At 70.3% G+C, this 14,622-nt stretch carries 11 protein-coding genes; all 11 read right to left on the bottom strand.

Going from position 1 to position 14,622, the window contains the following annotated elements; all coding sequences use genetic code 11:
• Nucleotides 1–231 precede the first annotated feature (231 nt).
• The gene (gene rodA, locus OG899_RS18150; protein ID WP_125498357.1) at nucleotides 232–1,431 is read right to left on the bottom strand and encodes a rod shape-determining protein RodA; all 1,200 of its coding nucleotides are present in this window, start codon (nucleotides 1,429–1,431) and stop codon (nucleotides 232–234) included.
• Nucleotides 1,428–3,692: a penicillin-binding protein 2 gene (gene mrdA, locus OG899_RS18145; RefSeq protein ID WP_189427492.1), complete on the bottom strand. Its 2,265-nt coding sequence runs from the start codon at nucleotides 3,690–3,692 to the stop codon at nucleotides 1,428–1,430. Before mrdA ends, rodA begins: the two co-directional genes overlap by 4 nt.
• 159 nt (nucleotides 3,693–3,851) lie before the next feature.
• Nucleotides 3,852–4,529, bottom strand: a complete 678-nt coding sequence (gene mreD / locus OG899_RS18140; RefSeq protein WP_125498355.1) for a rod shape-determining protein MreD — start codon at nucleotides 4,527–4,529, stop codon at nucleotides 3,852–3,854.
• Nucleotides 4,530–4,544: 15 nt separating this feature from the next.
• On the bottom strand, nucleotides 4,545–5,576 hold the full coding sequence (gene mreC, locus OG899_RS18135) for a rod shape-determining protein MreC (RefSeq protein WP_168132303.1): 1,032 nt from the start codon (nucleotides 5,574–5,576) through the stop codon (nucleotides 4,545–4,547).
• A gap of 162 nt (nucleotides 5,577–5,738) precedes the next feature.
• A complete protein-coding gene (locus tag OG899_RS18130) occupies nucleotides 5,739–6,758 on the bottom strand; it encodes a rod shape-determining protein (RefSeq protein ID WP_125498353.1) in 1,020 nt (339 codons plus the stop codon).
• A 314-nt stretch (nucleotides 6,759–7,072) separates the two neighbouring features.
• Nucleotides 7,073–7,486, bottom strand: a complete 414-nt coding sequence (gene ndk, locus OG899_RS18125) for a nucleoside-diphosphate kinase (protein ID WP_125498352.1) — start codon at nucleotides 7,484–7,486, stop codon at nucleotides 7,073–7,075.
• Nucleotides 7,487–7,670: 184 nt separating this feature from the next.
• Nucleotides 7,671–8,009: a DUF4233 domain-containing protein gene (locus tag OG899_RS18120; RefSeq protein ID WP_125498351.1), complete on the bottom strand. Its 339-nt coding sequence runs from the start codon at nucleotides 8,007–8,009 to the stop codon at nucleotides 7,671–7,673.
• Nucleotides 8,010–8,016: 7 nt separating this feature from the next.
• A complete protein-coding gene (locus OG899_RS18115; protein WP_189427491.1) occupies nucleotides 8,017–9,537 on the bottom strand; it encodes a folylpolyglutamate synthase/dihydrofolate synthase family protein in 1,521 nt (506 codons plus the stop codon).
• A gap of 92 nt (nucleotides 9,538–9,629) precedes the next feature.
• Nucleotides 9,630–12,254, bottom strand: coding sequence for a valine--tRNA ligase (locus tag OG899_RS18110; RefSeq protein WP_189427490.1), 2,625 nt, complete (start codon nucleotides 12,252–12,254; stop codon nucleotides 9,630–9,632).
• A 194-nt stretch (nucleotides 12,255–12,448) separates the two neighbouring features.
• A complete protein-coding gene (gene clpX / locus OG899_RS18105) occupies nucleotides 12,449–13,735 on the bottom strand; it encodes an ATP-dependent Clp protease ATP-binding subunit ClpX (protein WP_125498348.1) in 1,287 nt (428 codons plus the stop codon).
• A gap of 168 nt (nucleotides 13,736–13,903) precedes the next feature.
• Complete coding sequence (locus tag OG899_RS18100) at nucleotides 13,904–14,584, bottom strand: ATP-dependent Clp protease proteolytic subunit (RefSeq protein ID WP_125498347.1); 681 nt, start codon at nucleotides 14,582–14,584, stop codon at nucleotides 13,904–13,906.
• Nucleotides 14,585–14,622 lie beyond the last annotated feature (38 nt).

Here is a 14,622-nt window from a genome sequence, read left to right as displayed (position 1 = left end):
GCACCGACTGTAGTGCGGCGCCGGCGCGCCCGGGCAGGGGCGCACGGCAGCAGTCGGAGCAGCAGCCGTCGAACCGTGCGACCGCACGGCACGACCGTCGGGACGCGTGGTGTGCGGGTGCGGCGTCCGGGCGCCGAGACACCACCGGGCGTGGGTGCGGCGGCCGGGCGCCGGGGTGCCCGGGGCGCGGGCCCCGCCGACCGCGGGCCCGGCGTCCGGGCGCCGGGGCGCCTACGCCGACACCGGCCGCTGCACCCGGATCGACTGCAGCAGACCCACCGCCACCCAGGCCGCGAACATCGACGAGCCGCCGTAGGAGACGAACGGCAGCGGCAGACCGGTGACCGGCATGATGCCCAGGGTCATGCCGATGTTCTCGAAGGACTGGAAGGCGAACCAGGCGACGATGCCGGCGGCGACGATGGTGCCGTACAGATCGGGGGTCTCGCGGGCGATGCGGCAGGCGCGCCACATCACGACCCCGAGCAGCACGATGATCAGTCCGGCGCCGATGAAGCCCAGCTCCTCGCCCGCGACCGTGAAGACGAAGTCGGTCTGCTGCTCGGGCACGAACTGCCCGGTGGTCTGGGAGCCGTGGAACAGGCCGGCGCCGGTCAGGCCGCCGGAGCCGATGGCGATGCGGGCCTGGTTGGTGTTGTAGCCGACACCGGCCGGGTCGAGGCTGGGGTTGGCGAAGGCCGCGAACCGGTTGATCTGGTACTCGTCGAGGATGTGCAGCTGCCAGATCACCACGCAGCCGATCGCGCCCGCGGTGAGCAGCCCGAAGATCCAGCGGTTGGAGGCGCCGGAGGCGAGCAGCACGCCGAGGACGATGGTGACCAGCACCAGGACCGTGCCGAGGTCGGGCATGAGCAGCACGATCACGATGGGCACGGCGGCCAGGCCCAGGGACTGCAGGACCGTGCGGTGGTCGGGGTGCTCCTTGTCGCCGGCGTCCACCCGGGCGGCCAGCAGCATCGCCATGCCCAGGATGATGGTGACCTTCACGAACTCCGACGGCTGGATGGAGAACCCGCCGCCCAGCACGATCCAGTTGCGGCTGCCGTTGATGGTGGCGCCGAGCGGGGTGAGCACCAGCAGGATGCCGAGCAGCGAGGCGCCGTAGAGGATCGGCACGGCGTTGCGCAGGACGCGGTGGCCGAGCCAGATGGTGCCGATCATCAGGGCGAGCCCGATGCCGGTGTTCACCACGTGCCGGATGAGGAAGTAGTACGGGTCGCCCTGGTTGATCTCGGTGCGGTTGCGGGTCGCGGAGAAGACCAGGGCGGTGCCGATCACGGACAGGGCGAGCGCGGACAGCAGCATCGGCCAGTCCAGGCGGCGGGTGACGGAGTCCCGGGCGAAGAGCCGGGTCCAGCGCGCCCGCTGGGGTCCGTACCCGGAGACGGAGAAGCTGTTCACGCCGGTCATGCGGTCGTCCTCCGGCTTCCCCTGCGGCGTGCCCGCCTGCGGGTGTCGCGGTTGCCTGCCGACGGCTCGGTGGTGGTCGCCGGTGTCCCTCCGTCGTCGGGCGCGGTGTCCCCCTCCTCGGTGGCCTGCTGCTGGGCCTTCTCCACGTCCTTGGCGGGGTCGCCGGGGATCTTCGGGGAGGCGATGGTGCCGTCGGTGTGGATCTTCGGCAGGCCCTTCTGCGGGGTGGGCAGCAGCGCCTTCTTGGTGTCGATGGAGCCGTCGGCCTGGACGCCGTACAGGGCGCTGTAGATGTTGCGCACCGCCTCACCGGAGGCGCCCGAACCGGTACCGGCCTGGGAGATGGTCATGATGACCGTGTAGTCCTTGCTGTAGCTGGCGAGCCAGGACGTGGTCTGCTTGCCGTAGACCTCGGCGGTACCGGTCTTGGCGTGCAGCGGGATCTTGTCCTGGGGCCAGCCGGCGAACTTCCAGGCGGCGGTACCGCGGGTGGCCACGCCCGCGAGCGCCTCGTCCATCATGTCGCGGGTGGACTTGCTGATCGGCAGCTTGCCGCGGACCTTGGGCTTGATCTCGGTGACGTGCTTGCCGTCGGCGCTGACGATGGCCTTGCCGATGGTGGGGACGTACATGGTGCCGCCGTTGGAGATGGCGCTGTAGATGACGGCCTCCTGGATCGGGGTCAGCAGCGTGTCGCCCTGCCCGATGGAGTAGTTGATCGCGTCGCCCTCGCGCATCTTGTTGCCCTCGAGGCAGTTCTCGTACGCGATCTTCTCGACGTAGGAGCCGTCCTTCTTGCCGCTCTTGCACCAGGCGTCCTTGTTGGCCTCCCAGTACCGCTGCTTCCACTCGCGGTCGGGGACGCGGCCGGTGACCTCGTTGGGCAGGTCGATGCCGGTCTTCTGACCGAGCCCGAACTGGTGGGCGGTCTTGAAGAACCAGTCCTTGGGCTGGCCCGGCTTGGGGTTGATGCCGCCGTCCTTCTTCCACTCGCTGTCGGCGAGGTAGTAGAAGACCGTGTCGCAGGAGACCTCCAGGGCCCGGCCGAGGGTGATGTCGCCGAAGTTCTCGCCCTCGAAGTTCATGAAGGTGTGGCCGCCCGCCGTGTACGAGCTGGTGCACGGGTACTTGCCGTTGAAGTCGTACCCGGCCTGGACGGCGGCGGCGGTGGAGACCACCTTGAACGTCGAACCGGGCGCCGACTGGCCCTGGATGGCGCGGTTGAGCAGCGGGTAGTCGGAGTTCTTGCCGGTGAGCTCGGCGTAGTCCTTGGCGGAGATGCCGCCGACCCAGACGTTCGGGTCGTACGTGGGCGCGGAGGCCATGGCGACGACCCGGCCGGTCCTGGCCTCCATGACGACGACGGCACCGGAGTCCGCCTTGTAGTTGGTGCCGGTGATGTGGTCGTACTGCTGGCGGGCGGCCTTCATGGCCTTGTCCAGCTCGTACTCGGCGACCCGCTGGACACGGGCGTCGAGGCTGGTGACCAGGTTCGAACCGGGCTCGGCCGGGTCGGACTCGGCCTGGCCGATGACCCGGCCGAGGTTGTCGACCTCGTAGCGGGTGACGCCGGCCTTGCCGCGCAGCTCCTTGTCGTACTGCCGCTCCAGGCCGGAGCGGCCGACCATGTCGGAGCGCAGATAGGGCGAGTCGGTGTCCTTGGCCTGCTGGATCTCCTCGTCGGTGACCGGGGAGAGGTAGCCGAGGACCTGCGCGGTGTTGGACTTGCCGGGGCCGGGGTAGCGGCGCACGGCCTCGGGCTCGGCGGTGATGCCGGGGAAGTCCTCGGCGCGTTCCCGGATCTGCAGCGCCTGCTTGGGCGAGGCCTCGTCGGTGATGGGGATGGGCTGGTAGGGCGAGCCGTTCCAGCAGGGCTGGGGCGTCTCGGCGTCGCACAGCCGGACCTTCTGCATGACCTCCTTCGGGTCCATGCCGAGGACACCGGCCAGCTTGGTCAGCACCGCCTTGCCGTCGTCCTTCTGCTTGAGCAGCTCGGTGCGGGACGCGGAGACCACCAGGCGGGTCTCGTTGTCGGCGAGCGGCACACCGCGCGCGTCCAGGATCGAGCCGCGCGGTGCGGGCTCGACGACCTGCTGGACGTGGTTGCCGGACGCCTCCTTCTGGTAGTGGGCCCCCTCCCGGATCTGCAGGTACCACAGCCGTCCCCCCAGGGTGCCGAGCAGGGAGAGGACGAGGATCTGGATCACGACGAGACGGGTCTGGACCCGTGGGGTCCGGCCGGTCTCGGGAATGTTCGTCACGGCGTTCGATCCCCCTCTCTCAGCATGCCGGTGCGTGGGCACGGACGGATGTGTGTGCGGGCACGCGTACACCTGTACGCGCGCATCCGCAGGGTGAACGACGTGCCGGTGAGCCCGCGTTCCGCCGGGCGGCACCCGTTCGGGTGAACTGCGCGGTGCTCACAGCCGCTTGACCCCCTTGATGCGGCCGACCCGGACGGACCGGGTGCGGGCCCTCGCCTTCAGGCCGCCCAGCGCGCCGCGCTGGTCGCCGATGCGCAGCCCGGTGCCGGAGGACAGCCAGCCGGAGGAGATGTCGGCGCCCTGGGAGGCGCCGCCGGCCTCGGCGAGCGGGTCCGGGTCGGTGCGCCGGGCCAGCGCCATGATGCCGGGGACCACGAACGGGGCGAGCAGCAGGTCGTACAGCGCGGCGGTGAACAGCAGCCCGGACAGGCCGACATGGCGGGCGGCGGTGTCGCCGACGAGGGCGCCGACACCGGCGTACAGCAAGGTGGACCCGAGCGCGGCGACGACCACCACCGCCATCGGGCCGGACGCCGACCTCAGCCGACCGGTCTCCGGCTTGACGAGCCCGGCGAGGTAGCCGATGACGCACAGCACCAGCGCGTAGCGGCCGGCGGCGTGGTCGGCGGGCGGGGCGAGGTCGGCGAGCAGCCCGGCGCCGAAGCCGATGAGGGCGCCGCCGACATGGCCGTAGACCATGGCCAGGGCGAGGACGGTGAGCAGCAGCAGGTCGGGCACCGCGCCCGGCAGGTGCAGCCGGGACAGGACGCTGACCTGGATCACCAGGGCCACGACGACCAGCGCGGTGGAGAGCAGGATCCGGTTCAGGCGCATGGGACTTCTCAGCTCCTACGGCTGCTGGCTGTCGGTGGATCGGGCGTCGGGCTCCTCGCCGCCGCCGGTGTCGCCGGCCGTGTCCCGGTTCCCGTCGTAGGACTCGTCCTCGTCGCTCGCGTAGGCGTCGTCGGCCCGGGCGGACGGGGTGACCGTCACGGTCACCGTGGGCGTCGGGGTGGGCTTGGGCTCGGGCGGCAGGACGGCGTCCCGCGGGTCCTTCTTCGGCGCCTGGACGACGACGCCGACGATGTCGAGCTTGCTGAAGCCGACGTACGGCGTCACGTACACCGTGCGGGTCAGATCTCCGCCGGAGGCCTCCACGCGGGAGACGACACCGACCGGCACGCCGGGCACGAACGGCTTGTCGCCCTGGGAGCCGAAGGTGACCAGCCGGTCGCCCTTCTTCACCTCGGCCTTGCCGTTGAGCAGCTCCACCCGCAGCGGGCGATCGCCCTGGCCGGAGGCGAAACCGAGTTCGCCGGTGCCCTCCAGACGGGTGCCGACGGTGAAGTCGGGGTCGTTGGCGAGCAGCACGGTGGCGGAGTCGGGGCCGACGGTGGTGACCCGGCCGACCAGTCCGTCGGCGTTGAGCACGGTCATGTCGCGCTGGATGCCGTCGCGCGAGCCGACGTCGATGGTGACGGTCCAGGAGAAGCCCTGGGCGGCTCCTATGGCGATGACCTGGGCGCCCTTGATGCCGTACTGCCCGCGGCCGGCCAGCTTCAGCATCCCGTCCAGCTGGGCGAGGCGGCTGCGGTTGCGGGCGTCGCTGCCGAGCTTCGCCTTCAGCTCGGCGTTCTCCTTCTCCAGCGCGGCCAGCCGGTCGTGGCGTTCACCGGAGTCACGGACGGCGGAGACCGCATTGCCGACCGGGTTCACCACGGACGACAAGCCGTTCTCGATCGGGCCGAACACGGTGGCGGCGGCCCTTCTGGCCCCCTGCACCGGGGAGTCCTCTCCGCCACGGATGTCCACCGTGATCAGCGCGAACGCGATCGCGATCAGCAGCACCAGGAGCAGCCGGCTCTCTTTCGTGTCCCTCACGTGCGGCGGCCGTGCCCTTCCTCATAGGAACCGGGTGGGCCCCGGAACGCCGACCGTGGAACGGCGTTTCCCAGGGGCCCGTTTGCGGGAGCTTATGCCTCTATATCAACGATCCGCCGCACGAGAGGAGATCATCTCGTACGGCGGACCCGAACAGTTGTGTCACCTGCGCGGCTGGGCGTCCAGGACCTGCTGCAGGGCCTCGAACTCCTCGACGCATTTGCCGGACCCGAGGGCCACGCTGTCCAGCGGGTCCTCGGCGATGTGGATCGGCATCCCGGTCTCCCGGCGCAGCCGCTCGTCCAGCCCCCTCAGCAGGGCGCCACCACCGGTGAGGACGATGCCCCGGTCCATGATGTCGCCGGACAGCTCCGGCGGGCACTTGTCCAGGGTGGTCTTGACCGCGTCGACGATGGCGTTGACCGGTTCCTCGATCGCCTTGCGGACCTCGGCGGCGGAGATGACGACGGTCTTCGGCAGCCCGGACACCAGGTCGCGGCCTCGGATCTCGGTGTGTTCGTCGGTTTCCAGGTCGTACGCCGAACCGATCGTGATCTTGATCTGTTCGGCCGTCCGCTCACCCAGCAGAAGGCTGTATTCCTTCTTGACGTACTGAATGATGGCGTTGTCCAGCTCGTCGCCCGCCACCCGGATGGACTGGGCGGTGACGATGCCGCCGAGGGAGATGACCGCGACCTCCGTGGTGCCGCCGCCGATGTCCACCACCATGTTGCCCGTGGCCTCGTGGACCGGCAGGCCGGAGCCGATGGCCGCGGCCATCGGCTCCTCGATGATGTGCACCTGGCGGGCGCCCGCCTGGGAGGACGCCTCGATGACGGCGCGCCGCTCGACCCCGGTGATCCCGGAGGGCACGCAGACCACGACCCGCGGACGCGCCAGATACCGCCGCTTGTGGATCTTCAGGATGAAGTAGCGGAGCATCCGCTCGGTGATCTCGAAGTCCGCGATGACGCCGTCCTTGAGCGGACGGACGGCGACGATGTTGCCGGGCGTCCGCCCGATCATCTTCTTCGCCTCGGCGCCGACCGCCAGGATGCCACCGGTGTTGGTGTTGATGGCGACGACGGACGGCTCGTTGAGTACGATCCCGCGACCCCTGACGTACACCAGCGTGTTGGCGGTCCCGAGGTCGACAGCCATGTCACGGCCGATGAACGACATAGAGTTTCCCATCAGGATTCGTCTGGCCTTCCTGGCGGCTTTGAGGGCGTGTCAGGTCGGCGAAGGTGGGTGCTGTGACGTGAAGGCTTCCATCGTAGACGCGCCTGCACGAACACTGCGCGAGGGTCTTCGTCATTGTCAGCAGATGGCGTACCGCCTCGCTTGTGGAGACGATCCATCGGGGGCACGCGTTCCCCCGATCGGCACCGCGTATGCCGACGGGCGGCCGGTTTCCCACGACCGCCCAGGTCACACGGCCCGCCGGGCTGACGATATGTCAGAAAGAACGCGGAGAACCACCGGCCCGGCGCGGGTCAGGCCCGGCCGGGGAAGAAGATCTTGACCTCGCGCTCGGCGGACTCCTCGGAGTCGGAGGCGTGGACCAGGTTCTCCCGCACGATCACGCCGTAGTCGCCCCGGATGGAGCCCGGCGCGGCGGCGATCGGGTCGGTCGCACCGGCCAGCGCCCGCATCCCCTCGATGACCCGCTCACCCTCGACGATCATGGCCACGGCCGGGCCGGAGGACATGAACTCCAGCAGCGGCTCGTAGAAGGGGCGGCCCACGTGCTCCGCGTAGTGCTGCTCCAGCGTGGCGCGGTCCAGGGTCCGCATCTCCAGCGCGGTGATGCGCCAGCCGGCCTTGCGCTCGATCCGGCTGACGATCTCGCCGACCAGCGAACGACGGACGGCGTCCGGCTTCAGGAGGACGAGAGTGCGCTGGGTCATGGGTACGGCTCCTTACAGGCCAGGGATCGGTTGGCCCGAAGGGTACCGGGTCCGGTGCGCCGACCGGCGCCCGGACCTGCCTCGATGCCGTCCGCGGCGGGGGAAAACGCAGGAGATGCCCCATCCGCACCACCGGTGGGGCCCGGCCCGGGCGCCCGGGTGTCCGCTTCCCGGGCCGGCTCCGTCAGCTCTCGGCCTGCGCCGCCATGCGCGCCCTGGCCGCGTCGACCTTCCGTCCGAAGTGCACCGACGCCCACCACAGCCCGGCGAACACCGCGCCCAGGAAGTACATGGTCGGCACCACCACACCGGAGGCGATCAGCGCGATCTGCAGCGCCCAGCCCAGCAACACGCCCGACCGGCGGGTCACCATCCCGCACAGCAGCACGCACAGCACCATCGCGATGCCGCTGACCGTCCACACCGTCGCCATGGACAGGTCCGGGTCCTTCATCGCGACCAGACCGGCGAACCCGATGACGAAGAACTCACCGAGCAGGGTCGAGGAACACAGCGTACGCACGGAAACGTCAGCCCTTCTTCAGAAGCAGCCGGGCCTCGCCGACGGTGATGACGGAGCCGGTGACCAGCACGCCGGCGCCGGCGAACTCGCCCTCCTCCTCGGCGAGCGTGATCGCGGCCTCCAGGGCGTCCGGCAGCCGGGGCTCCACCTGGACCCGCTCCTCGCCGAACACCTCCACGGCGATCGCCGCCAGCGCGTCGGCGTCCATCGCGCGGTGGCTGGAGTTCTGGGTGATCACCACCTCGGCGAACACCGGCTCGAACGCCTCCAGCAGCCCGCGCACGTTCTTGTCCGCGCTGGTCCCGACCACGCCGATCAGCCGGCTGAAGTCGAACGCCTCGTGCACCGCGTCGGCGGTGACCTGCGCGCCGGCCGGGTTGTGCGCGGCGTCCAGCACCACCGTCGGGGAGCGCCGCACGACCTCCAGCCGCCCGGGCGAGACCACCGAGGCGAAGGCCCGGCGGACGGTCTCGGCGTCCAGCGGCTCCGCCCGCTGTGCGCCCACCCCGAAGAACGCCTCCACCGCGGCCAGCGCCACCGCCGCGTTGTGCGCCTGGTGGGCGCCGTGCAGCGGCAGGTACACGTCCGTGTACTCGCCCCCCAGACCGCGCAGGGTGAGCAGCTGCCCGCCGACGGCCACCTGCCGCGAGACGACCCCGAACTCCAGGCCCTCCCGGGCCACGGTCGCATCGGTCTCCACGACCTTCTTCAGCAGCGCCTGCGCGGCGTCCACCGGCTGCTGGGCCATGACCACCGTGGCGCTCTGCTTGATGATGCCCGCCTTCTCCCCGGCGATCTCCGCGGTGGTCCCGCCGAGCCGGTCGGTGTGGTCCAGCCCGATGGGGGTGACCACGGCGACGTCCGCGTCGATGACGTTGGTGGCGTCCCAGCTGCCGCCCATGCCGACCTCGACGACGGCCACGTCCACCGGCGCGTCCGCGAAGGCCGCGTACGCCATGCCGGTGAGCACCTCGAAGAAGGACAGCCGGTACTCCTGCGCGGCGTCCACCATCTCGATGTACGGCTTGATGTCCTGGTACGTCTCGATGAACCGCTCGGCCGAGATCGGTGCGCCGTCCAGGCTGATCCGCTCGGTGATCGACTGCACGTGCGGCGAGGTGTACCGGCCGGTGCGCAGCTCGAAGGCGCCGAGCAGCGCCTCGACCATGCGGGCGGTCGAGGTCTTGCCGTTGGTGCCGGTGATGTGGATGGCGGGGTAGGCGCGCTGCGGCTCGCCGAGGACGTCCATCAGGGCGGAGATCCGGCTGACCGAGGGCTCCAGCTTGGTCTCGCCCCAGCGGGTCGCCAGTTCCGCCTCGACCTCCCGCAGCGCCTTGTCCACCGCGGGGTCGGCCGGCCGGGCCGGCACGTCGGCCTGCGGGGGGCCGCCCTGGGTGCGCAGGGTGCGGCTGCCGGCCTCGATCACCGCGAGATCGGGGTCGCGGTCGGTCTCCGCCGCGATGATCTCGTCGAAGTGGTCGAGGACGTCGGGCTGGTCGTCGTTGCCGTTCGGGGGCTGCTCGCTCACGAGGCAAGTGTACGTAGACGGGCGAAGGCCCCCGGAACCGGACGGTTCCGGGGGCCTCGCGCAGCATGCACGCCCGTACGGCCGGCGCTGCCCTACGCCTGCGGCAGGCGCTCCAGCTGGGCCTGGATGCGGGCGATGTCCTCCTCGGCCTTGGCGAGCCGGGTGCGGATCTTCTCCACGACGTGCTCCGGGGCCTTGGCCAGGAAGGCCTCGTTGCCGAGCTTGGCGCTCGTCTGGGCCTTCTCCTTCTCCGCGGCGGCCAGGTCCTTGGCGAGCCGCTTGCGCTCCGCGGCGACGTCGATCGCGCCGGACAGGTCGAGGGCCACCTCGACGCCGGCGACCGGCAGGGTCGCCGTGGCGGTGAAGGAGTCACCGGCCGGCTGCAGCCGCGCCAGCTGCCGGATGGCGGCCTCGTGCCGGGCGAGCGGCGAGCCGTCGAGACCCAGCCGGGCGGGGACGCGCTGCCCGGGCTGGAGGCCCTGGTCGGCGCGGAACCGGCGCACCTCGGTGATCAGGGACTTCAGGGTCTCGATCTCCTGCTCGGCGTCCGCGTCGCGGAAGCCGCTGTCGGCCGGCCAGTCCGCGATCACCACGGACTCGCCGCCGGTCAGGGCGGTCCACAGCGTGTCGGTGACGAACGGGACGACCGGGTGCAGCAGCCGCAGGGTGACGTCCAGGACCTCGCCCAGGACGCGCTTGCTCACCTCGGCGGCCCGTCCGCCCTCCTGGAACGTCGTCTTGGTCAGCTCGACGTACCAGTCGAAGACCTCGTCCCACGCGAAGTGGTACAGCGCGTCGGAGAGCTTGGCGAACTGGAAGTCGTCGTAGTGGGCGTCGACCTCGGCGACGGTCTGGTTCAGCCGGGACAGGATCCAGCGGTCCGTGGCCGACAGCTCCTCGGGGGCGGGGAGCGGGCCGTCGACCGTGGCGCCGTTCATCAGCGCGAAGCGCGTGGCGTTCCAGATCTTGTTGGCGAAGTTCCGCGAGGCCTGGACCCAGTCCTCGCCGATGGGCACGTCGGTGCCGGGGTTGGCGCCGCGGGCCAGGGTGAAGCGGACGGCGTCGGAGCCGTACCGGTCCATCCAGTCCAGCGGGTCGACGACGTTGCCGAACGACTTCGACATCTTCTTGCCGCGCTCGTCGCGGACCAGACCGGTCAGCGCGATGGTCTTGAACGGCACCTCGCCGTCCATCGCGTACAGGCCGAACATCATCATCCGGGCGACCCAGAAGAAGATGATGTCGTAGCCGGTGACCAGGACGTCGGTCGGGTAGAACCTGCGCAGGTCCTCGGTCTGCTCCGGCCAGCCGAGCGTGGAGAACGGCCACAGACCGGAGGAGAACCAGGTGTCGAGGACGTCGGTCTCCTGGTGCCAGCCCTCGCCGGTCGGCGGCTCCTCGTCGGGGCCGACGCAGACGATCTCGCCGTCGGGGCCGTACCAGATCGGGATGCGGTGGCCCCACCACAGCTGGCGCGAGATGCACCAGTCGTTCATGTTGTCCACCCAGTCGAAGTACCGCTTCGACATGTCCTCGGGGTGGATCGTCACCCGGCCGTCGCGGACCGCGTCGCCGGCGGCCTTGGCCAGCGGGGCGACCTTCACCCACCACTGCATGGACAGGCGCGGCTCGATGGTGGTCTTGCAGCGCGAGCAGTGGCCGACGGAGTGGACGTAGGGGCGCTTCTCCGCGACGATCCGGCCCTGCGAGCGCAGCGCGGCGACGATGGCGGCACGCGCCTCGAAGCGGTCCAGGCCCTGGAAGGGGCCGTGCGCGGTGATGACGGCCCGCTCGTCCATGACCGTGATCGACTCCAGGCCGTGGCGCTGGCCGATGGCGAAGTCGTTCGGGTCGTGGGCCGGGGTGACCTTGACGGCGCCGGTGCCGAACTCGGGGTCGACATGGGCGTCGGCGACGACGGGGATGGTGCGGTCGGTCAGCGGCAGCTTGATCTGCTTGCCGACCAGGTGCCGGTACCGCTCGTCGTCGGGGTGGACGGCCACGGCGGTGTCGCCGAGCATGGTCTCGGCCCGCGTGGTGGCGACGACCAGCGAGTCCTCGCCCTCGCCGTAGCGGATGGAGACCAGCTCGCCGTCGTCCTCCTGGTACTCCACCTCGATGTCGGAGATGGCGGTCAGGCAGCGCGGGCACCAGTTGATGATGCGCTCGGCGCGGTAGATCAGCCCGTCGTCGTAGAGCCGCTTGAAGATGGTCTGGACGGCCTTGGACAGGCCCTCGTCCATGGTGAACCGCTCGCGGTCCCAGTCGACGCCGTCGCCGAGACGGCGCATCTGGCCGAGGATCTTGCCGCCGTACTCCTCCTTCCACCGCCAGACACGCTCGACGAACGCCTCGCGGCCCAGGTCGTGGCGGGACTTGCCCTCCTCGGCGAGCTGCTGCTCGACCTTGTTCTGGGTGGCGATGCCGGCGTGGTCCATGCCCGGCAGCCACAGCGCCTCGTAGCCCTGCATGCGCTTGCGGCGCGTGAGGGCGTCCATCAGCGTGTGCTGGAAGGCGTGGCCCAGGTGGAGGGAGCCGGTGACGTTCGGCGGCGGGATGACGATGGTGTACGGGGGCTTGTCGCTCTTGGCGTCGGCGGCGAAGTAGCCCCGCTCGACCCAGCGCTCGTACAGCGGCCCCTCTACGTCGGCCGGCGCGTACTGGGTCGGCAGTTCGGTGGCGGGCGTCGGTGGCTGCTGCTGAGCGTTCTCGGTCACGGACACAGTGTAGAGGGGGCGCCCCACAGGCCTGAAACCGCTTTTGCACAGGGCCCGGCCCGCCCCCTCGAGGCAGCCGTCGGACGGGCGGCGGACGCCCGGTGCGGGCGGGAGGTGCGGGCCGTGAGCGGGCACGCGCAGGGGCCCCGGGCCGGTGTCCGGCCGGGGCCCCTGCGCATCGCGGCGACGGGCCGCTACGCCGACTTCTGCTCGCCCGGGCCGCGGCCGCGGGCGTCGCGCGGGATCAGGGTCGGGTTGACGTTGGAGTGGACGACGTCGGCGGTGATGACGACGCGGGCCACGTCCTTGCGGGAGGGAACCTCGTACATCACCGACATCAGGACCTCCTCCATGATGGCGCGCAGGCCGCGCGCGCCGGTCTGGCGGAGGATGGCCTGGTCGGCGATGGCCTCCAGCGCCTCGCGCTCGAAGTCCAGCTCGACCCCGTCGAGTTCGAACAGCCGCTGGTACTGCTTGACCAGTGCGTTGCGCGGCTCGACCAGGATCTTCAGCAGGGCCTCGCGGTCCAGGTTGTGCACGCTGGTGATCACCGGCAGACGGCCGATGAACTCGGGGATCATGCCGTACTTGACCAGGTCCTCCGGCATGACGTCCTCGAAGAGGTCCTTGGCCTCGCGCTCGCTCTTGGAGCGGATCTGGGCGCCGAAGCCGATGCCCTTGGCGCCGGCCCGCCCCTCGATGATCTTCTCCAGACCGGCGAAGGCGCCGCCCACGATGAACAGCACGTTCGTCGTGTCGATCTGGATGAACTCCTGGTGCGGGTGCTTGCGGCCGCCTTGCGGCGGCACCGAGGCGGTGGTGCCCTCCAGGATCTTCAGCAGGGCCTGCTGGACGCCTTCGCCGGAGACGTCGCGGGTGATCGACGGGTTCTCGCTCTTGCGGGCGACCTTGTCGATCTCGTCGATGTAGATGATCCCGGTCTCGGCCTTCTTCACGTCGTAGTCGGCCGCCTGGATCAGCTTCAGCAGGATGTTCTCGACGTCCTCGCCGACATAGCCCGCCTCGGTGAGGGCGGTGGCGTCGGCGATGGCGAACGGGACGTTCAGCATGCGGGCCAGCGTCTGGGCCAGCAGGGTCTTGCCGGACCCGGTGGGGCCGAGCAGAAGGATGTTGGACTTGGCCAGCTCGATGGCGTCCTCGCGGCCCTGGGCGCCGCCGTTCTCCCCGGCCTGGACCCGCTTGTAGTGGTTGTACACCGCGACGGACAGGGCCTTCTTCGCGGCCTCCTGGCCGACGACGTACCCGTCCAGGAACTCGTAGATCTCGCGGGGCTTGGGCAGCTCCTCCCAGCGCACCTCGCTGCTCTCCGCGAGTTCCTCCTCGATGATCTCGTTGCAGAGATCGATGCACTCGTCGCAGATGTACACACCGGGCCCTGCGATGAGCTTCTTGACCTGCTTCTGGCTCTTGCCGCAGAACGAGCACTTGAGCAGATCGCCGCCGTCACCGATGCGTGCCACGGTGTGCTTCCCCTTCGCCTGGGAGACCCTGGAACCTTTGCGTCCAGCGGCTCCTGGTGCTGCCTTATGTCGACGGTACCTTGCCGGGCCCCCCGTCCGGGCCCCCCTTGGCACGGTTCACCGGGACGTGACCGTGCCGAGGGGCGGCGGACGGGTGCGGCCTCCGCGTCAGCGGAGGGCGGTGTTGTTCATCTTCCGGGTCGAGATGATCTGGTCGATCAGCCCGTAGGACAGCGCCTCCTCGGCCGTGAGGATCTTGTCGCGCTCGATGTCCTCGCGGATCTTCTCCACCGACTGGTTGGAGTGCTTGGCCAGCATCTCCTCCAGCTGCGAACGCATCCGCAGGATCTCGTTGGCGGCGATCTCCAGGTCGGAGACCTGGCCGCGGCCGGTCTCGCTGTAGGGCTGGTGGATCAGCACGCGGGCGTTGGGCAGCGCCATGCGCTTGCCGGGCGTGCCGGCGGCCAGCAGCACCGCGGCGGCGGAGGCCGCCTGGCCCATGCAGACCGTCTGGATGTCCGGCTTGACGTACTGCATGGTGTCGTAGATCGCGGTGAGCGCCGTGAAGGAGCCGCCGGGGCTGTTGATGTAGACCGAGATGTCCCGGTCGGGGTCCATGGACTCCAGGCACAGCAGCTGCGCCATGACGTCGTTGGCGGAGGCGTCGTCGATCTGGATGCCCAGGAAGATCACGCGCTCCTCGAAGAGCTTCGCGTACGGGTCGTACTCGCGGATGCCCTGGGAGGTGCGCTCGACGAAACGGGGGATGACGTAGCGGGACTCGGCCGCGGGGCCGGTGTACTCGGCGCGCATGCGGTCGTAGAGGCCGCTGCCGGGGAAGTCGTTCACGATGTCTCCTGGAAAGGGGCTGGGGCGGTCGGCCGGGG

Origin of the sequence: Streptomyces thermoviolaceus (genome assembly GCF_045209695.1) — a bacterium.
Taxonomy (GTDB): Bacteria; Actinomycetota; Actinomycetes; order Streptomycetales; family Streptomycetaceae; genus Streptomyces; species Streptomyces thermoviolaceus.
Note: the sequence above shows the minus strand (reverse complement) of the source record. Positions and strands in the feature narration are given on the sequence as shown.

What these genes read in the sequence shown, in the direction of transcription:
- OG899_RS18130 (WP_125498353.1), bottom strand. Translation starts at nt 6,758, where the DNA reads ATGTCGTTCATCGGCCGTGACATGGCTGTCGACCTCGGGACCGCCAAC.
- ndk (WP_125498352.1), bottom strand. Translation starts at nt 7,486, where the DNA reads ATGACCCAGCGCACTCTCGTCCTCCTGAAGCCGGACGCCGTCCGTCGT.
- rodA (WP_125498357.1), bottom strand. Translation starts at nt 1,431, where the DNA reads ATGACCGGCGTGAACAGCTTCTCCGTCTCCGGGTACGGACCCCAGCGG.
- mreD (WP_125498355.1), bottom strand. Translation starts at nt 4,529, where the DNA reads ATGCGCCTGAACCGGATCCTGCTCTCCACCGCGCTGGTCGTCGTGGCC.